13 protein-coding genes are annotated in these 19601 nt (G+C 71.8%); 7 read left to right on the top strand and 6 right to left on the bottom strand.

Annotated features, from left to right (window positions below; genetic code table 11):
• Positions 1-262: 262 nt before the first annotated feature.
• The gene (locus PV350_RS32295) at positions 263-1720 is read left to right on the top strand and encodes a hypothetical protein (RefSeq protein WP_500337281.1); all 1458 of its coding nucleotides are present in this window, start codon (positions 263-265) and stop codon (positions 1718-1720) included.
• A gap of 314 nt (positions 1721-2034) precedes the next feature.
• On the opposite strand, the gene PV350_RS32290 is transcribed toward PV350_RS32295, so the two are convergent.
• The 5 genes from PV350_RS32290 to PV350_RS32270 all read right to left on the bottom strand — a co-directional run bounded on the left by PV350_RS32290 (position 2035) and on the right by PV350_RS32270 (position 8215).
• Positions 2035-3072 carry a LacI family DNA-binding transcriptional regulator gene (locus tag PV350_RS32290; protein ID WP_499511498.1) on the bottom strand — a complete coding sequence of 346 codons (1038 nt, stop codon included), beginning with the start codon at positions 3070-3072 and terminating at the stop codon, positions 2035-2037.
• A 31-nt stretch (positions 3073-3103) separates the two neighbouring features.
• Positions 3104-4735 (bottom strand): glycoside hydrolase family 13 protein, encoded by a 1632-nt coding sequence (locus PV350_RS32285; protein ID WP_500337280.1) that lies wholly within the window; start codon positions 4733-4735, stop codon positions 3104-3106.
• Positions 4736-4827: 92 nt separating this feature from the next.
• On the bottom strand, positions 4828-5748 hold the full coding sequence (locus tag PV350_RS32280; protein ID WP_499511500.1) for a sugar ABC transporter permease: 921 nt from the start codon (positions 5746-5748) through the stop codon (positions 4828-4830).
• Between the two features lie 53 nt (positions 5749-5801).
• Entirely contained in the window at positions 5802-6803 is a 1002-nt protein-coding gene (locus PV350_RS32275; protein ID WP_500337279.1) for a carbohydrate ABC transporter permease, read from the bottom strand.
• A 137-nt stretch (positions 6804-6940) separates the two neighbouring features.
• The gene (locus PV350_RS32270; protein WP_499511502.1) at positions 6941-8215 is read right to left on the bottom strand and encodes an extracellular solute-binding protein; all 1275 of its coding nucleotides are present in this window, start codon (positions 8213-8215) and stop codon (positions 6941-6943) included.
• Between the two features lie 325 nt (positions 8216-8540).
• On the opposite strand from PV350_RS32270, the gene PV350_RS32265 reads away from it, so the two are divergent.
• The 3 genes from PV350_RS32265 to PV350_RS32255 are packed head-to-tail and all read left to right on the top strand — an operon-like array spanning position 8541 to position 12193.
• Complete coding sequence (locus PV350_RS32265; protein ID WP_500337278.1) at positions 8541-10199, top strand: glycoside hydrolase family 13 protein; 1659 nt, start codon at positions 8541-8543, stop codon at positions 10197-10199.
• A gap of 25 nt (positions 10200-10224) precedes the next feature.
• Positions 10225-11313: a LacI family DNA-binding transcriptional regulator gene (locus tag PV350_RS32260; protein WP_499511504.1), complete on the top strand. Its 1089-nt coding sequence runs from the start codon at positions 10225-10227 to the stop codon at positions 11311-11313.
• A 37-nt stretch (positions 11314-11350) separates the two neighbouring features.
• Positions 11351-12193, top strand: coding sequence for a phosphatase PAP2 family protein (locus PV350_RS32255; protein WP_499511505.1), 843 nt, complete (start codon positions 11351-11353; stop codon positions 12191-12193).
• A gap of 18 nt (positions 12194-12211) precedes the next feature.
• Here PV350_RS32255 and PV350_RS32250 read toward each other — a convergent pair whose 3' ends face one another.
• Positions 12212-15172, bottom strand: a complete 2961-nt coding sequence (locus PV350_RS32250; protein ID WP_499511506.1) for a bifunctional [glutamine synthetase] adenylyltransferase/[glutamine synthetase]-adenylyl-L-tyrosine phosphorylase — start codon at positions 15170-15172, stop codon at positions 12212-12214.
• Between the two features lie 229 nt (positions 15173-15401).
• On the opposite strand from PV350_RS32250, the gene PV350_RS32245 reads away from it, so the two are divergent.
• The 3 genes from PV350_RS32245 to PV350_RS32235 form a co-directional block, all read left to right on the top strand.
• Positions 15402-17675 (top strand): peptidoglycan recognition protein family protein, encoded by a 2274-nt coding sequence (locus tag PV350_RS32245; RefSeq protein WP_500337277.1) that lies wholly within the window; start codon positions 15402-15404, stop codon positions 17673-17675.
• Positions 17676-17866: 191 nt separating this feature from the next.
• The gene (locus tag PV350_RS32240) at positions 17867-18766 is read left to right on the top strand and encodes an alkaline phosphatase family protein (RefSeq protein WP_500337276.1); all 900 of its coding nucleotides are present in this window, start codon (positions 17867-17869) and stop codon (positions 18764-18766) included.
• 5 nt (positions 18767-18771) lie between these two features.
• On the top strand, positions 18772-19601 hold an 830-nt coding region (locus tag PV350_RS32235; RefSeq protein ID WP_500337275.1), incomplete at its 3' end, for an MFS transporter.

Here is a 19601-nt window from a genome sequence, read left to right as displayed (position 1 = left end):
CCGTGGCCCGGCGGCAGTGCCGGACCGTGAGCGGGACCGTACCTCTTACGCGCGGCTTACAGCAAGATGTCGCAAGGATTTCCAACGTGGCACCCTCCGCGGCGACGGAGTGCAGATGACGCCTCGTCACATCCCGGTCCGCCGTGGCCGGTCGCCGAACACTATGAACGCAAAGGCCACGGCTCTGGACCCCCACCGCCTCCGTCCCCAAGCATCGGGGCCCGCGCAACGAAGCGCCGGACGACGACGGAAGGACGAGACGATGGTCACCGGGCACTCCCCCCACCGCCCCCGGTCCGGATCCGCACGACACCGCATCTCCGTGACGATCGCGGGCGTCGCCGCCCTCCTCGCCACCGCCCTGGCCGGGCCCGTACCGGCGTCCGCGGCCGACGGGCCCGCCCCCGCCGACTGCCCGGCGGAGCTGGCGGCGGAGGCCACCTGCTACCGGGGGCAGGACGCGAACGGCGCCTTCTACGCCATGGCGGTCCCGCACGACTGGAACGGCTCGCTGGTCGTCCACGCCCACGGCGGCCCCGACCTCGGCGACACCTCCGACCCCGAACGCAGCACCGGGGACCTGGCGCGCTGGTCGGTCATGGTGAAGGAGGGCTACGCCTGGGCGGGTTCCTCCTACCGCCGCGGCGGCTACGGCACGCGGATGGCGGCGGAGGACACCGAGAACGTGCGGCGGCTGTTCGTGGACCGCTTCGGCACGCCGCGCCGGACCTTCGTCCACGGCCAGTCCTGGGGCGGCGACGTGGCGGCCAAGGTCGCCGAGGTCTACGGCACCGGCCGGCATGCGCCCTACGACGGCGCCCTGCTGACCAGCGGCGTCCTGGGCGGCGGTTCACGCGGCTACGACTACCGGGTGGACCTGCGGGTGGTCTACCAGTACTACTGCCGCAACCACCCCAGGCCCACCGAGCCCCCGTACCCGCTGTGGATGGGGCTGCGCGCCGACTCGACGATGACCACCACCGGACTGCGCTCCCGCCTGCAGGAGTGCACCGGCTACGCCTCGCCCCCGCAGGAGCGCACCGCCCTGCAGCAGCGCAACCTCGACGACATCCTGGCGGTGACCGGGATCCCGGAGCGGACGCTGGAATCGCACCTGCGGTTCGCGACCTTCACCTTCCGCGACATCGTGCACGACCGGCTCGGCGGCCGGAACCCGTTCGGCAACAGCACCGTCCGCTACACCGGCTCGCACGACGACGCGGCGCTCAACGCGGGCGTGGAGCGCTTCACCGCCGACCCCACGGCCCGCCGGGACCTGTCCTACGACAGCGACGTCACCGGCGCCGTGTCGATCCCCGTGCTCACCGTCCACGCCATCGACGACCCGACCGCCTTCGTCGAGCACGAGGCGGCCTACCGGGCCTCCCTGGAGGGCGCCCACCGCGGGCGGCTGCTGGTGCAGAACTTCACGCGGGAGAGCGAGCACAGCGAGCTGAGCGACGCGGAGTACGCCGCCGCGATGCGGTCACTGGCGACCTGGGCACGGACCGGCCGCAAGCCCACGCCGGCCTCGGTGGCGGCCTCCTGCCCGGCATTCGACGCCACCTACGGCACGGGGTGCTTCTTCGAACCGGGGTACGTCCCGCGCCCCTACGCCTCCCGCGTGTACCCCCGCCCGGGGGCGCGGCACTGGCCGGCGCTGTCCGCCGCCCAGGAGCGCATGTGGAGCCGTCTGGACGGCGTGGGCATCGCACCCTGACCCCCTCCCACCTGCGGTCCCGCCCTTCCGAAAGGTCCCTGCAGAATCTTGCAGAAAGTTTCTGCAGGGGCCTTCCGTCCTGGCCGGAGCGGCTGTTACGTTCCTCTTCAGCCCGGTTCGGCCGGCCGGGGGTCCGCCCCTGACGGCGGGTCCCACGCGCCCGGCCGGCTGGACCGGTCGCCACCGAGACGGAGGCGGGCCCAGGACCGACGAAGCCACCCCGCTGCGCCCCGCCCGGGGCAGGTCCAGGGCCCGCCTCAACACCCGCCGCGCATCAGGAACGGCCGGGGACGATCAGAGACCACGAGGGACGATCAGGAACGCCTGCCGCCGCCGGGCACCTGGCCCGTGGAGCCGCGGACGACCAGCTCCGTCTGGAAGACGAACTCCGCACGCTGCACCGGGTTGCCGCCGATCTCCTCCAGCAGCGCGTTCACCGCGGCCGCGCCCATCGCCTCGACCGGCTGGCGGACCGTGGTCAGCGGCGGGTCGGTGAAGGCGATCAGCGGCGAGTCGTCGTAGCCGACGACCGACACGTCCCCGGGGACGGTCAGCCCCCGCTCCCGCACCGCGCGCACCGCACCGAGCGCCATCAGGTCGCTGCCGCAGACGATGCCCGTGCAGCCCTTGTCCAGCAGCGCCCCGGCGGCCGCGTGGCCGCCCTCCACGGAGAAGAGGGTGTGCTGGACGTACTCCGCGGCCGCCTCCTCGCCGAGCCCGAGCAGGCTGCCCAGCGACTCCACGAAGCCCTCGACCTTGCGGTGCACCGGCACGAAGCGGTTGGGCCCGACGGCCAGGCCGATCCGCTGGTGGCCGAGCTCCACCAGGTGCTGGACGGCGATGCGCGCCGAAGCGCGCTCGTCCGGCGAGATGTACGGCCCGGCGATCGCCGGGTTGAAGCCGTTGACCAGCACGTAGGGCACGCCCTGGCCGAGCAGGCGGGCGTAGCGCTCGGGGTCGGCGGTGACGTCCGCGTGCAGCCCGGACAGGAAGACGATGCCGCGCACCCCGCGCTCCACGAGCGCCTCCACCAGTTCGTCCTCGGTGGAGCCGCCGGGGTGCTGGGTGCACAGCACCGCGGTGTAGCCGTAGCCGGTCAGGTTCTGCTCGATGACCTGGGCGAAGGCGGGGAAGATCGGGTTGTTGAGCTCGGGGGTGATCAGCCCGATCTGGCCGGCGCTGCGCTGGCGCAGCCGCACCGGACGCTCGTAGCCGAGCACGTCCAGTGCGGCCAGCACCTTCTGCCGGGTGGCGGGGGCGACCCCCGCCTTCCCGTTCAGCACGCGGCTGGCGGTGGCCTCGCTGACCCCCGCCTGGGCCGCGATGTCGGCAAGGCGAGCGGTGGTGTTCACAGTCCCCGACCCTATGCGACCGCGCCGCACGTCAAACGGCCCACCAGACGGTCGTGTCGGCCGGGAGGACGACCCCGTCCGCCGTGACCTCCACGGGGGAACTGGCCAGCAGCACCTCGCCCGGCGCGGGCAGCGTCACCGCAGCGCCGGTGGTGTTGACGGTGCACGCGAAGCCGGGCCGGCGGAAGGACAGCACGCCCTGCGGGGCGTCCTGCCACTGGACCGACTCGCCCGCGCCGAGGCCGTCCCGCTCGCGGCGCAGCCGCAGGGCGGAGCGGTACAGCTCCAGGGTGGAGTCCGGGTCGCCGGTCTGCGCGGCGACGCTGAGGCCCGCCCACTCCCCGGGCTGCGGCAGCCAGCTGCCGCCGCTGCCGAAGCCGTACGAGCTGCCCTCCGCGGTCCACGGGATCGGCACGCGGCAGCCGTCGCGGAAGCCGTCCTGGCCGGCGGCGCGGAAGAACGCCGGGTCCTGACGGGCCTCGTCGGGCAGGTCGGTGACCTCGGGCAGGCCCAGTTCCTCGCCCTGGTAGACGTACGCGGAGCCGGGCAGGGCCAGCATCAGCAGGGAGGCGGCGCGGGCGCGGCGCAGGTCGTAGCCCTTCCCGTCGGGGGACAGCCGGGTGGCGTGGCGGACCACGTCGTGGTTGGACAGGACCCAGGTGGTGGGCGCGGCGACCGGGCGCATGGCGTCGAGCGAGCGGTCGATGACCTCGCGCAGCTCGACGGCGTCCCACTTCGTGCCGAGGTACTGGAAGTTGAAGGCCTGGTGCAGTTCGTCGGCGCGGACGTAGTTGGCGGTGCGCTCGACGGTGGGGGTCCAGGCCTCGGCGACGGCGATGCGCTCGCCGTCGTACTCGTCGAGGATGCGCCGCCACGAGCGGTAGACCTCGTGGACGCCGTCCTGGTCGAAGAAGGGCAGGACATCGTTGCCAAGGAGCTTGAGCTGCTCGTGGGCGCCGATGTCGGGCAGGCCGTCGGCCTTGACCAGGCCGTGCGCGACGTCGATGCGGAAGCCGTCGACGCCCATGTCGAGCCAGAAGCGCAGGATCGAGCGGAACTCGTCCTGGACGGCCGGGTGCTCCCAGTTGAAGTCGGGCTGCTCGGGCGCGAACAGGTGCAGGAACCACTCGCCGTCGGCGGCACGGGTCCAGGCCGGCCCGCCGAAGATGGACTCCCAGTCGTTGGGGGGCAGTTCGCCGTTCTCGCCCTTGCCGGGGCGGAAGTGGTAGCGCGCCCGCAGCGGGGAGCCGGGGCCCTCGCGCAGTGCCTGCTTGAACCACTCGTGCTGGTCGGAGGAGTGGTTCGGTACCAGGTCGACGATGATCCGCAGACCCAGCCGGTGGGCGTCGCGGATCAGGCCGTCGGCGTCGTGGAGGGTGCCGAACATCGGGTCGATGGCCCGGTAGTCGGCGACGTCGTAACCGGCGTCGGCCTGCGGCGAGGCGTAGAAGGGGCTCAGCCAGACGGCGTCGACGCCGAGGTCGCGCAGGTACGGGAGCCGCTCGCGGACGCCGGGGATGTCGCCCATGCCGTCGCCGTTCCCGTCGGCGAAGCTGCGGGGGTAGACCTGGTAGATGACCGCGTCTCTCCACCAGTCCGTGGTGGCCACGGGCTGGTCGCAGGAGTGGGGGTGACGGGTGGAGTCCGCCAGGTACTGGGTCATGGTGATCCCTTGGAAAAGTGGTTGCTCGTGCGGCGAGGGGGCGAGGCCGGGGCACCCGGCCGGTGGGCCGGGTGCCCCGGGTCGGACGACGGTCAGGACTTGGCCGCGCCGGCGGTGAGGCCGGTGACCAGGTGCCGCTGGACGACGTAGAAGAAGGCCGACGCGGGGACGGCGATGAGCACGGACGTGGCGGCCATCAGGTCCCACTGGTTGTCGTGCTCGCTGATGAAGGTGGTCAGTCCGACGGCGAGGGTGTACTTGTCGTCGCCGAGCATGAAGACCGAGGCGTAGGCGACCTCTCCCCACGCCGTGAGGAAGGTGTAGAAGGCCGCCACCGCCAGGCCCGGACGGGCCAGCGGCAGGACCAGCCGGTAGAAGGTGCCGAACGGGGTGAGGCCGTCGACCCGTCCGGCTTCGTCGATCTCCTGCGGGATGGTGTCGAAGTAGCCCTTGAGCAGCCACGCGCAGTACGGCACGGCGGTGGTGCAGTAGACCAGGATCAGCGCCCAGTACGTGTCCAGCAGACCCAGGTCGGCCAGGATGTTGTACAGCGGCACCATGAGGATGGCGACCGGGAACATCTGGGTCACCAGGAAGATCCACATCAGCTGCCGGTGGCCGGGGAAGCGCATCCGGGAGACCGCGTAGCCGGAGCTGGCGGCGATGAACACGCCCAGCACGCAGGTGCCGAGGGCGACGATCATGGAGTTCAGGAACCACTGCAGGAAGTTCGTGTCGCCGAGGACCTTGGTGTAGTTCTCGAAGCTGAACTTGCCGGCGATGTCGGCCGGGTGCAGGAAGTCGGTCTTGTCGGGGCCGAAGGAGACCCAGGCGATCCACAGCACGGGGAAGGCCGCGATGAGGCTCGCGGTGATCAGCACGCCGTGGATCAGCACGGACGCGCCCCGGCTGCGCTCGCCGCGGCCGGTGCGCCGGCGCACGGCCGCGCGGGCGGGGGCGGCGGTCGCGCCCTGGTCGGCCCCCGTGGCGGGGAGGTCTGCGGTGGTGCTCATGGGGGTGGCTGCCCTCTCTTGCGTCATGACGATGTCCTGGCCGGGGGCGGCCGTCAGGCGGCCGCGTTCTCGGAGCGGGCGGGCCAGCGCCGGTACACGGAGGCGAAGACGATGAGCATGGACAGGATGATCACGCCGTAGGCGGCGGAACCGGCGTAGTCACGCGGGTCCTGTCCGAAGCCGAGCCGGTAGGCCCAGGTCACCAGGATCTGGGCGTCCTGTCCCGCGCTCGCGCCGAACAGCAGGAAGATGACGACGAACTGGTTGAAGGTCCAGATGATGCCGAGCAGGATCACCGTGCTGCTCACCGAGCGCAGGCCCGGGAGCGTCACGAAGCGGAACCGCTGCCAGGGGGTGGCGCCGTCCATCTCGGCGGCTTCGTACAGCTCGGAGGGGATCGACTGCAGACCGCCGAGGAGCGAGACCATCATGAAGGGGACGCCGACCCAGGTGTTGACCATGATCGCCGCGGTCATCTGCCAGAAGGGGTCGCTCAGCCAGGCGGGCGTCGGCAGGTGCAGCGAGTGCAGGACCGTGTTCAGGATGCCGCCGTCGTCGGCGAGGATCAGCCGCCACGAGAAGACGGTGACGAAGGTGGGCACGGCCCAGGGCAGGATCAGGACCAGCCGGTAGAAGGTGCGGCCGCGGATCTTGCGGTTCAGCAGCATGGCGAGGCCGAGGCCGAGGCCGTAGTGCAGGGTGACGCAGACGGCCGTCCAGACGATGGTCCAGGTGAAGTGCGGCCAGAACTGGTGGTCCGCCCCGGAGAGGATCTCCGTGTAGTTCTTCAGGCCCACCCAGGAGAAGGAGTCCGGGATGTGGTTGACGCCGATCGTCCGGCCGACGTTCTGGCTGTTGGCGTCGGTCAGCGACAGGTAGATGCCGCGGACCAGGGGGTAGAGCACCAGCAGGCCGATGACGGCGACCACCGGCGCCACCATGGCCCAGGCATACCAGTTGCGGTTGTAGGACTGCCGGATGCGGCTGAGCGGACCGGGGCGCGGCGCCTCGCCACGCTTGGTCTTCCGGGTCCCGCCCTGGACGGCGACGGTCATCTTCGGCACCTTTTCGAGAGGTTCGCTAAGGGTGGTACGGCCGCCCCGCACGGCCGGGGGGCATGCGTGCGGACGCGGGCGGGCCGCCCGGCCCGCCCCCCGCTCGGGGGAGGCGGACCGGACGGCTCATGGCTGCCTTACTGGAAGTCCTTGACGAGCTTCTTGTAGGCGTCGGCGGTCGCGTCCAGCCCCTGCTGGGTGCCGGCCTTGCCCTGCAGGACGTTCGTCAGACCGGTGTTGAAGTCGGCGAACAGGGAGCTGTACTCCGGCAGCTCCGGACGCGGGCGGGCGACGTTGGCCAGGATGTCCTGGAACTCGGCGACGCCGGGAGCGGCCTTGACCTCGGCGGTGTAGGCGGAGGTGCGGGTCGGCAGGGTGCCGTTCTTCAGCGCGATCTTGGCCTGGGTCTCACCCGAGGTCATCCAGCCGACGAACTTCTGGGCGGCTTCCTGGTGGGCCTTGTCCGAGCCGGCGTAGACGGCCAGGTTGTGGCCGCCGGTGGGGGCTCCGGCCTTGCCGGTGGAGCCGGCCGGGACGGAGGAGATGCCCAGGTTGGCCTTGTCGGTGAAGGCCGCACCCTTGTAGATGTTGGTCAGCTCCCAGGGACCCTGGACGATCATGGCGACCTTGCCGTTGACGAACGCGTCCTGCATGTGGGCGTAGCTGTCGGCGGTCACGTCGAGCTTGTGGACACCCGGGGCGGCGAGCACGGACTTGCTCGTGTCGACGGCCTTGACGGCCTCGGGCGAGTTGATCGTGATCTTCTTCGCCGCGGCGTCGACCATGTCGGTGCCCTCGCCGAAGAGGAAGGGCAGCTCGTAGTAGGAGTCGGCGCGGAGCCAGAAGCCGTCGACCTTGTCCTTGGCCTTGACGGCCTTGGCGACCGCCTTCAGCTCGTCCCAGGTGGCGGGGGCCTTGTCGAAGCCGGCCTTCTTCAGCAGCTCCTTGTTCCACATGAGCGCGAGGGTGTCGGTGACGATCGGGGCACCGTAGGTCTTGCCCTCGTACTGCGCCTGCTTGAGCAGGGACGGGTTGATGTCACCCTGGTCGGCCAGCGCCGGGGTGCCGTCCAGCGGCGCGAGGAACTGGGACTTCGCCCAGGAGGCGGTCCAGCCGACCTCGGCGCGGACGACGTCCGGGGCGCCCTTGCTGCCGGCGGCCGTCTGGAACTTGTTCTGGGCCTGGTCGAACGGCACGTTGACGTACGTGACCTTGATCTTCGGGTTCGCCTTCTCGAAGTCCGCGATCAGGGCCTTGTAGGTCGGCGCCTCGTTCGTCGCGTTCGAGGTGTCCCACCAGGTGATGGTGACGGGACCGCCGGCCTTGTCACTGCCGCCGTCGTCGCCGCCGCAAGCCGTCGCCGCAAGCCCGAGCGCCGCAACCAGCGCGGTGGCCGCTATGCCACGCCGCATGTGATCTCCTCCAGGATGAAAGCCCGTGATGGTGCGGGGCGCGTCGCCGCGTCCCCCCTGCCGACTGCGCCTTTGCGGCCGCCGGGCTGTCGAGGAACGTAACAGGGATGAAAGCCCGACGAAAGACCTTGCTGCAAAGACTTGCAAGATCTTCCGATCGTTACATCTGCGTGTCCTCACAGTTGCAGACGGGAGACGTGACGTGGGACGCTCGCGCTCCTGGAAGCCGTTACGCGATCTTCCGCAAATTCTTGAAAGGCATTGCCGATCACGCGGTGGATCGGAATCATCGGCAGGGAACGGCGCCGACTCCCGAGGGACCGACATGACCCAAGAGCTCGCCCCCGTCATCCACGACGCGACCGACGAGACCCCGGCCGCCCCCGAGGGGGGCACACCCGGCTGGTGGCGCAGCGCCGTCATCTACCAGGTGTACGTACGCTCCTTCGCCGACGGCGACGGTGACGGCGTGGGCGACCTGCCCGGCATCCGGGCCCGGCTGCCGTACCTGGCGGAACTGGGCGCCGACGCGGTCTGGCTGACCCCCTTCTACGCCTCGCCCCAGGCGGACGGCGGCTACGACGTCGCCGACTACCGCAGCGTCGACCCCCTCTTCGGCTCCCTCGCGGACGCCGACGCGCTCATCCGCACCGCCCACGAGCTGGGCCTTCGGGTGATCGTCGACATCGTCCCGAACCACACCTCCGACCGGCACGCGTGGTTCCGGGCGGCGCTCACGGACCGGCGCGGGGGGCCGGCCCGTGAGCGCTACCACTTCCGCCCCGGCAAGGGCGAGCACGGCGAACTGCCGCCCAACGACTGGGAGTCGGTCTTCGGCGGCCCCGCGTGGACCCGGGTCGCGGACGGCGACTGGTACCTCCACCTCTTCGCGCCCGAGCAGCCCGACCTCAACTGGGAGCACCCCGAGGTCCGCGAGGAGTTCGACGCCATCCTCCGCTTCTGGCTGGACCTGGGCGTGGACGGCTTCCGCATCGACGTCGCCCACGGCATGGTCAAGGCGCCCGGCCTGCCCGACATCGGTCACAAGGAGCAGGTCAAGATGATCGGCTCCCAGGTGCTCCCCTTCTTCGACCAGGACGGGGTGCACGAGATCCACCGCGCCTGGCGCCGGCTGCTCGACTCCTACTCCCCCGGCCCCGGGCCGCGGGAACTGCCGTCCGAGCGCATCGGCGTCGCCGAGGCCTGGGCGCCCGACGCCGGGCGCATGGCGCTGTACGTCCGCCCCGACGAGCTGCACCAGGCCTTCAACTTCCACTTCCTGCAGTGCCCCTGGGAGGCCGGGGCGATGCGGGCGGTGATCGAGGAGTCCCTCGCCGCCACCGTCTCCGTGGGCGCCCCCACCACCTGGGTGCTCTCCAACCACGACGTGGTCCGGCACGTCACCCGCTACGGGGGCGGTGCGGCCGGGCTGCGCCGGGCCCGCGCCGCGGCCCTGCTGATGCTCGCGCTGCCCGGTTCCGTCTACGTCTACCAGGGCGAGGAACTGGGTCTGCCCGAGGTCACCGACCTGCCGGACGAGGTCCGCCAGGACCCCTCCTTCTTCCGGGACAACGGCCAGGACGGGCTGCGCGACGGCTGCCGGGTGCCCATCCCGTGGACCGCCGACGGCCACAGCCACGGCTTCGGCCCGGCCGGCAGCTGGCTGCCGCAGCCCGCGGGCTGGGGTGGACTGAGCGTCCAGGCGCAGACCGGCGACCCCGACTCCACCCTGGAGCTGTACCGCTCGGCCCTGCGGCTGCGCCGTGAACTGCCCGGCCTCGGCGACGGGCCGATGCGCTGGCTGGACGCTCCCGAGGGGGTGCTGGCCTTCTCCCGTCCCGGCCTGGTGTGCACCGTCAACGCCAATCCGGCCCCGGTCCAACTCCCCGTGCCGGGGCGGCCGGTGCTCTCCTCCGAGCCCGTGGCGTTCACCGGCGGATCCGTCCGTCTTCCGGCTGATTCGTGCATCTGGTGGGCGATCTGAGATGCGACCGGTACAGTCCAATCCTGTGACCGCAAGGCTTGCCGACATCGCAGCCCAGGCGGGGGTGAGCGAAGCGACCGTCAGCCGTGTCCTCAACGGCAAGCCCGGGGTCTCCGCCGCCACCCGTCAATCCGTGCTGGCCGCCCTCGACCTGCTGGGGTACGAACGGCCGGTGCGGCTGCGGCAGCGCAGCGCGGGCCTCGTCGGGCTCATCACCCCGGAGCTGGAGAACCCGATCTTCCCGGCCTTCGCGCAGGTCATCGGGCAGGCCCTGACCCGGCAGGGGTACACCCCGGTGCTGGCCACCCAGACCCCGGGCGGCTCGACCGAGGACGAACTCGTCGAGATGCTCGTCGAGCGCGGTGTCGCCGGGATCATCTTCGTCTCCGGACTGCACGCCGACTCCACCGCCGACGTGGAGCGCTACGACCGGCTGCACGGCCAGGGCGTGCCGTTCGTCCTGATCAACGGCTTCTCCGGCAAGATCAAGGCGCCGTTCGTCTCGCCCGACGATCGCGGTGCCATGCGTCTGGCCGTCACCCATCTGGCGGCGCTCGGCCACGAGCGGATCGGCCTCGCGGTCGGTCCCAAGCGGTTCGTCCCCGTGCAGCGCAAGATAGAGGGCTTCCTGCGCAGCATGGAGGAGGTGCTCGGCATAGCCGCCGACGAGGCGGCCGGGCGCATCCAGCACTCGCTGTTCACCCTCGAGGGTGGTCAAGCTGCCGCCTCCGGCCTGATCGAGGCCGGCTGCACGGCCGTGGTGTGCGCCTCCGACATGATGGCGCTCGGCGCCGTCCGCGCCGCCCGGCAGCAGGGGCTGTCCGTCCCCGGGGACGTCTCCGTCGTCGGCTTCGACGACTCCCCGCTCATCGCCTTCACCGATCCGCCGCTCACCACCATCCGGCAGCCGGTCACGGCCATGGGCCAGGCCGCGGTGCGCGCGCTGCTGGAGGAGGTCGGCGGTACCCCGGCACCGCACAGCGAGTTCGTCTTCCTGCCCGAACTGGTCGTCCGCGGTTCGACGGCATCAGGTCCCAAGGCCGGGGCAGCCGTACCCGTACAGCAGTCGACCGGGAGGCGTACGCGGGATGCACGCAATCCCACCGGGGGTTGATCGGACGGCACCGGACCGCATGGCAGACTATCGCCCCATGGGGGAATCGACCGCGAAGACCATGGCCCACCGCAGTGACGCCGTACCACCGCGCTCCATCGATTCCCGTGACGCCGATGGAGCGACGACGGGCAACAGACTGCTGGCGCCACGCCGGCCCCGGCTGTGGTTCGAGATCCTGCTGATCGCCGTCAGCTACTGGATCTACTCGCTGGTGCGCAACGCCGTGCCCGAGCAGCAGGACGACGCCATGCGGAACGCGGGCCACGTCTGGGGCCTGGAACGGTCCCTCGGGCTCGCCTTCGAGCACGCGGTCAATCATGCCGTGAACTCGGTAACGTGGCTCATCGTCGCGATGAACTATTACTACGCGACGCTCCACTTCATCGTCACCCTCGCGGTGCTCGTCTGGCTGTTCCGCCGGCACCCCGGGCGCTACGCGCCGACCCGGCTGGTCCTCTTCGTGACGACCGGCATCGCGCTGCTCGGCTACTACTTCTTCCCCCTGGCGCCGCCCCGGCTGATGGAGGGCGGCGGCTTCATCGACACCGTGAAGATCCACCACACCTGGGGGTCGATGGCGTCGGGCGACCTGGCGCACGTCTCCAACCAGTACGCGGCCATGCCGTCGATGCACATCGGCTGGTCGCTGTGGTGCGGCATCACCGTCGCCATGCTCGCGCGGCGGACCTGGGTGCGGGTGCTGGGCGTGCTCTACCCGGTCGTCACGCTGCTCGTCATCGTCTCCACCGCCAACCACTTCTGGCTCGACGCCGCCGGCGGCACCCTCTGCCTCGGCGTCGGCTTCGCCGCCTCCTGGGCGGTCTACGGCGGCCTCGCCTACCGGTTGCCGCGCCAGGTGCGGGTCGCCACGGCGTAGCCGGGCGGCGGACGCGGACTACGTGGCGTAGAAGAGGCGCTCGACCACCGCGCGGGCCCGGCGCGTGGCCCGGCGGTACTCCTCGACCATGTCGCCCACGTGGCCCGGCTCGTAGCCGAGGTACCGCCCCACCGCGGCGAGTTCCTTGCCGTCGCCGGGGAAGGTGTCCCCGGCGCGGGCCCGGACGAGCATGACGGCGTTGCGCATCCGGCTCGCCAGGATCCAGGCGGCGTCCAGGACTTCCGCGTCCTCGGCGAGGACCAGTCCCGCCGCCGCGGCCGCGGCCAGCGCCGGCCGGGTACGGGTGGTCCGCAGGCCGGGGAACCGCGCGCCGTGCTGGAGCTGCAGCAGCTGCACGGTCCACTCGACGTCGCTGAGCCCGCCCCGCCCCAGCTTGGCGTGGGTCGTCGGGTCGGCGCCGCGCGGCAGCCGCTCGGACTCCATACGGGCCTTGAGCCGGCGGATCTCGCGGACCGCCTCCTCCGGCAGCCCGTCGGCCGGGTAGCGCAGCGGGTCGACGAGGCCGATGAAGCGGGCGCCCAGGTCCTCGTCGCCCGCGACCGGTTCGGCGCGCAGCAGGGCGTGGCTCTCCCAGACCAGCGACCAGCGCCGGTAGTAGGCGGCGTACGAGCCGAGCGTGCGCACCAGCGGTCCGCTCTTGCCCTCGGGGCGCAGGTCGGCGTCGATGAGCAGCGGTGGGTCGGTGGTGGGGATCTGCAGCAGCCTGCGCAGCTCGTTGGCGACCTTGAGCGCGGCCTTGGCGGCCCGGTGCTCGTCGGTGCCCTCGTACGGCTCGTGGACGAACAGGACGTCGGCGTCGGAGCCGTAGCCCAGTTCGTGGCCGCCGAAGCGGCCCATCCCGATGACGGCGAACCGGGTCGGCAGGGGCTCTCCCTCGGCCGCCTCGACGGCGTTGACCGCGGCCTGCAGGGCCCCGGTGACGGCGGCGGCGTTGAGGTCGGTGAGGGCGGTGCCGATGGCGTCGGGGTCGTCGCGGTGGACCCCGACGAGGTCCGCGGCCGCGGTGCGGAACAGCTCGCGGCGGCGGACCCCGCGTACCGCGGCGACGGCCTGCTCGGCGGAGTCCGCGCGGTGGACCGCGGCCAGCACCTCCTGGTCCAGCGCACCGCGCGTGCGGGGCTGGAGCCCCTCGTCGTCGGCGAGCAGGGCGACCGCCTCGGGGGCCCGCATGAGCAGGTCGGGGGCGAGCCGCCCGGAGGACAGCACGCGCGCGAGGTTGACGGCTGCGGCGCCCTCGTCCCGCAGCAGCCGCAGGTACCAGGGGGTGCGACCCAGGGCGTCGCTGACCTTGCGGAAATTGAGCAGACCCGCGTCGGGGTCCGCGGAGTCGGCGAACCAGCCGAGCAGCACCGGCAGCAGGGTCCGCTGGATGGCGGCCTTGCGGCTGACCCCCGAGGCCAGCGCCTCCAGATGGCGCAGGGCCGCGGTGGGGTCGGCGTAGCCGAGCGCCTCCAGACGCTGCTTGGCCGCGTCCGGGGTCAGGCCCACCTCGCCGGGGGCGAGCTGGGCGACCGCGTCGAGCAGCGGCCGGTAGAAGAGCTTCTCGTGGAGGCGGCGCACCTCCCGCGCGTGCCGCCGCCACTCCCGCTGCAGCTCCGCCACCGGGTCCGCCCGGAAGCCCAGGGAGCGGCCGAGCCGCCGCAGGTCGGCCACGTCCTCGGGCACCAGGTGGGTGCGGCGCAGCTTGTGGAGCTGGATGCGGTGCTCCATCGTCCGCAGGAAGCGGTACGAGGTGTCGAGCGCCGCCGCGTCCGCCCGCCCCACGTAGCCGCCGGCGGCGAGCTGGGACAGCGCGGTCAGGGTGGTGCCGCTGCGCAGCGACGGGTCGGTGCGGCCGTGCACGAGCTGGAGCAGCTGCACCGCGAACTCCACGTCCCGCAGGCCGCCGGGGCCCAGCTTCAGCTCCCGGTCCAGGTGCGCGACGGGGATGTTCTCCACGACCCGGCGCCGCATCTCCTGCACGTCCTGGACGAAGTGCTCGCGTTCGGCGGCCTGCCACACCATGGGCGACAGCGCCTCGACGTACTCCTGCCCGAGCGCCGGGTCGCCGGCCACCGGGCGGGCCTTGAGCAGCGCCTGGAACTCCCACGTCTTGGCCCAGCGCTTGTAGTAGGCCAGGTGGCTGGAGAGGGTGCGCACCAGCGGGCCGCGCCGGCCCTCGGGCCGCAGGTTGGCGTCGACCTGCCAGATGCTGCCCTCGACGGTGGTGTCGGAGCAGATCCGCATCATGCGCGAGGCCAGTCGCGTGGCGGCCTGCAGCGCCTTGGCCTCCTCGGCGTCGGGGCGGGCCTCGGCCACGAAGATGACGTCGACGTCGGAGATGTAGTTGAGCTCGTGGCCGCCGCACTTGCCCATGCCGATCACCGCCAGCCGGCACAGCGCGGCGTCGCCCGGCGCCTCCTCCTCGGCCATGGCCAGGGCCGCGCGCAGCGTCGCGGTGGCGAGGTCGGCGAGCTCCGCGGCGGTCTGCACCAGGTCGCTGGTGCCGCACACGTCGCGGGCGGCGATGCCCAGCATGCAGCGCCGGTAGGCGACGCGCAGCGACTCGGGGTCGTCGGCCCCGGCCAGCCCCCGTTCGAACTCCGTGGTCCCCGGGTGCAGGTCGGCGTGCTCGTAGGTGACCAGGGCGTGCCAGTCACGCGGATGCCGGGTGAGGTGGTCGGCCAGGGCCACGGAGGCGCCCAGTACCCCGAGCAGCCGGTCGCGCAGCGGCTTGGCCGTGGTGAGCGTGTCGAGGAGGGTGCGCCGCTCCCCGGGATCGAGGGCCTCGAGGAGCCGTACGAGGGAGGCGAGCGCCTGGTCGGGGTCGGCCGTGGCGCCCAGCGCGTCGAGCAGGACCGGGTCGCTGCGCACCGGGGCGAGCTGCTCGCCGCCCAGCAGTGCCTCGGCGGCCACGGCGTCACTGAAGCCGTGCCTCAGCAGCCGCCCGAACCTGGTGTCCCGTCGCCCTTCCAGCACGCCGCCTGCCTTTCCCGGTGCTCCCGGCTGGGCTGATCCGCCCTAGAGAGAGTATCCGCCCTGCCCCGGCTCTGTTACCTGGCGTTATGGCCGGTTTCGGGGTGATCGTCCGGCGGTGTGAGCGCGGTCTGGCCCTTCTGGTATAAAGCGCTTGCTGTTTCAGAGGTTTAAGAAATCAACCAACGGTACCCACGGCTACCCATGAGTGGGACGGGGCGGGGAAGAGAACATGCGGCGAATACGTCTGCGCGGGCGTGCGTGGCTCGCGGTGGGGGCGGTCGTACTCGGAGGGGCCGGTGTCATCACCGCCGCGTCCGTGGCCAGCGGTCCGGAGGGGACCGCCCCGTCGGCCGACGCGAAGGGGCCGGTCCACACCAAGGTGGACGCGCTGACGCTGAAGGGCACCGGCGGTGAGCGGGAGCTGCCGCAGCAGCGCACGGATGCGTTCGGCACGCTCGGCGTGACCTGGGACGATCCGAAGGCCGAGCTGGACGGCACGGTGCAGCTGCGGGTCCGGACGGTGAAGACCGGCCAGTGGTCCGACTGGTTCGGGATCGAGACGCACGACGAGGACGCGCCGGACGCGGGCGCCGAGTCCGCGGGGCGCGGTGGCACCCCTCCGCTGTGGGTGGGCTGGTCCGACGGCGTGCAGGCCCGCGTGCGGTCCGGCAAGGGCGCGGCCGGCATCCCGAAGGGGCTGAAGCTCGCCCTGGTCGGCGAGAGCGACAAGAAGAGCAGCGTCGACGTGGCGATGGCACCGGCCGCATTCGCCGCCGACGCTGCCGACGCCGAGGACTCCGCGACGCCGACCGCGGACCCCACGGCGACGTCGTCGCCGTCCGAGACGACCGCACCGGCCACGACCGAGCCGTCGACCACCGAGCCGAGCGCCACGGACAGCTCCGCCCCGGCAAGCAGCGCCCCGGCGAGCAGCAGCCCGCCCGCGACGAGCTCCCCGACGGCGTCCGCGACCGCGCCCACCTCGACCGTGCCCCAGCCGCCCATCGTCACGCGCGCGGGCTGGAAGGCCGACGAGAGCATCCGCGAGCAGACGGAGCCGGACTACGCGCCCAACGGGGTGCAGGTGGTCTTCGTGCACCACACCGCCACGTACAACGCCACGAACCACAGCGGTGACTACAGCTGCAGCGACTCGCCGAGCATCATCCGGCAGATCTACGCGTACCACGTCAGCAAGACCTGGCGGGACATCGGCTACAACTTCCTCGTCGACAAGTGCGGCACGATCTACGAGGGCCGCTACGGCGGTGTGGACCGTCCCGTGGTGGGCGCCCAGACCGAGGGCTACAACACCGGCACGGCGGGCATCGCGGTCATCGGCTACTACCAGACCGACAAGACCGTCACCAAGGCCACGCCGATGACCCCGCAGATGCTGGGCTCGGTCACCGCCCTCGCCACCTGGAAGCTGGGTCTCAAGAAGATCGACCCCAACCCCGGCACCAAGAACCAGACCGTCAACGGCAAGGCGTTCTACCCCATCTCGGGTCACCGCGACGGGTTCGCCACCGAGTGCCCCGGCGCCGACCTGTACGCCAAGGTCTCCACGATCCGCTCGTACGCCTCCGGCGTCGCCGCGCCGACGCTGAACGGCGTCAGCGGCGCCACCCTCTCCGGCTCCTCGTACTACACCAAGGGGACCGCGAAGGTCTCCTGGAAGGAGAGCACCCCGGCCGCCGTCCTGAAGCGCTTCGAGGTCCTGGTCGACGGCAAGGTCGCGGCCACCGCGAAGCCCACCGACGCCTCCGCGCCGATCACGGTCGCCGCGGGCAAGCACACCGTGACCGTGCGAGCCGTGCACAACAACAACAAGACGGCGACGTCCGCGAGTTCGTACACCGTGGTCGGCGACACGACCAGGCCGGCGTTCACCACCGCGCCCGAGGTGAAGATCCGCAACGCCGCCGTCTCCAGCACCTCCGTGCCGGTCTCCGTGACCTGGAAGGCCTCCGACAACGGCGCGCTCAAGGGCATCGCGGCGACCGCCCCGACCACGGCCACCTTCGGCCCGACCACCACGTCGTGGAGCACCACGGGCAAGGCGAACAGCGCGGTCACCTACGGCCTGAAGGCCACCGACGCGGCCGGGAACTACACCACCGCCTCGGTGAGCCGCACGGCGGCGATCCTGCAGGAGACCTCGGCGACGAAGGCCGGGAAGTGGTCGGCGAAGAGCAGCACCAGCTACCTCGGCGGCAAGTCGCTCACCTCCTCCTCGAAGAACGCCAGCCTGACCTGGACGTTCACCGGCCGCTCGGTCGGCTGGGTGGTCTCCCGCGCCTCGACCTCCGGTCAGGCGTACGTCTACGTCGACGGGGTCAAGGCGGCCACGGTGGACCTGAAGTCCTCCACCACCGCCTACCGGCAGACGATCTGGTCCAAGTCCTGGACGACCAGCGGCAAGCACACGCTGAAGATCGTCGTCGTCGGCACCTCCGGCCGCCCCGCGATCACCACGGACGGCATCACGTACGTCAAGTGACGTCCTGACAGCAAGGGCCCGGGGAACGCGAGTTGCGTTCCCCGGGCCCTTTTACCTGGGCTTGACCTCAAGATCCAGAACGTACGCACCGTTCCCCGGACCTTCACTTCCGCGGCGCTTCGGACGTCCGCGGCCCCCTCCTAATCTGGCGCGGCGCCACTCCCCGTCCCCCCCCTTCACGGAGGTCCGCCGTGTCCGGCTGGTCCCTGCCCCGTCCCCGTCGTACCGTCACCGCCCTCGCTTCCACCCTCGGCGTCGCCGCCGCCTCCCTCGGCCTGTGGGCCGGACTCGGCGGCGCCGAGACCGCCCACGCGGCCGGCAGCGTGCCGAACCCCGACCACGTGGTCGTCGTGATGCTCGAGAACCACGCCTACAGCCAGGTCATCGGCAGCTCCAGCGCGCCGTACCTCAACAACACGCTCAAGGCCGGCGGCGCCAGCCTGACGCAGTCGTACGGCGTCACGCACCCGAGCCAGCCCAACTACCTGCAGATCTTCTCGGGCGGCAACCAGGGCGTCACCGACGACGGCTGCTACACCCCGGGCTTCAGCTCCAAGCCCAACCTCGCCTCCGAGCTGATCGCCGCCGGCAAGAGCTGGGCCAGCTACAACGAGACGCTGCCCAGCCAGGGTTCCACCACCTGCAGCAGCGGCGATTACGCCCGCAAGCACAACCCGTGGTTCGCGTTCAGCAACGTCCCGACGTCGACGGCGAAGACCTTCGCCCAGTTCCCGACGGACTTCACCACCCTGCCGAAGGTCTCCTTCGTCACGCCGAACCTGTGCAGCGACATGCACGACTGCTCGGTCTCCACCGGTGACACCTGGCTGAAGAACAAACTGGGCGCCTACGCGACCTGGGCGAAGACCCACAACAGCCTGCTCGTGGTCACCTTCGACGAGGACAACCGGCTGAGCGGCAACCGCATCCCGACCGTGCTCTACGGCCAGCCGGTCAAGGCCGGTTCGTCGTCCGCCACGACGTACAACCACTACAACGTGCTCCGCACGCTGGAGGACCTGGCGGGTCTCACCACGCACGCGGGCAACGCCGCCTCCGCCTCGGACATCACCGGCATCTGGGCGAGCTGAGGCCGGTGTACGTCGCGGACAGCCGCGGCGGAGCCGGCACCGGGGTCCGGGACGCGTCGCGTCCCGGACCCCGGGCCACCGCCGTCGCCCCCACCGTCCTCGTCCTGGGCACCGTCAGCCTCATCACCGACGTCTCGTCGGAGATGGTCACCGCCGTGCTCCCCCTCTACCTGGTCGCCGGACTCGGGCTCTCCCCGCTCGGCTTCGGCCTGCTCGACGGCGTCTACAACGGCTTCAGCGCCCTCGTGCGGCTGGCCGGCGGCCACCTCGCCGACCGGGGCGGCGGCCGGCACAAGGCCGTCGCGGCCGTCGGCTACGGCCTGTCGGCGCTGTGCAAGCCCGCGCTGCTTCTCGTCCACAGCCTGCCCCTGATCGGTGCCGTCCTCGCGGTCGACCGCACCGGCAAGGGACTGCGCACCGCACCGCGGGACGCGCTGATCTCGCTGACCTCCACGCCCGAGACGCGCGGGCGGGCCTTCGGCGTGCACCGCGCCATGGACACCGCCGGGGCGCTGCTGGGACCGCTGGTGGCGTTCCTCATCCTTCGGCAGGCCGCCGAGGGGTACGACGCCGTCTTCACGGTGAGCTTCTGCGTGGCCGCCGTGGGGGTGCTGGTGCTGCTGCTCTTCGTGCCGGGCCGCCTCCGCGGCGGGGGCGGGGGCGGCCGTGGTGACCGGGGCCCCGCCGCGGAGGCGGCCCGGCACGAGGAGCAGCCGCACCAGCACTCCCACGGCGGCCACGCAGAAGCTCACCGTGCAGCCGGCGTCGTACCCGTCGGCGGCCTGCCGAAGGAAGTGTCCTCATACACTACTCCGATCCCACGAACCCTCACCAC

The sequence above is a fragment of the Streptomyces sp. PA03-6a genome, assembly GCF_033792765.1.
Classification (GTDB): Bacteria; Actinomycetota; Actinomycetes; order Streptomycetales; family Streptomycetaceae; genus Actinacidiphila.
The sequence above is the reverse complement of the archived record's forward strand: the minus strand, read 5'-3'. Positions and strand labels throughout refer to the sequence as shown.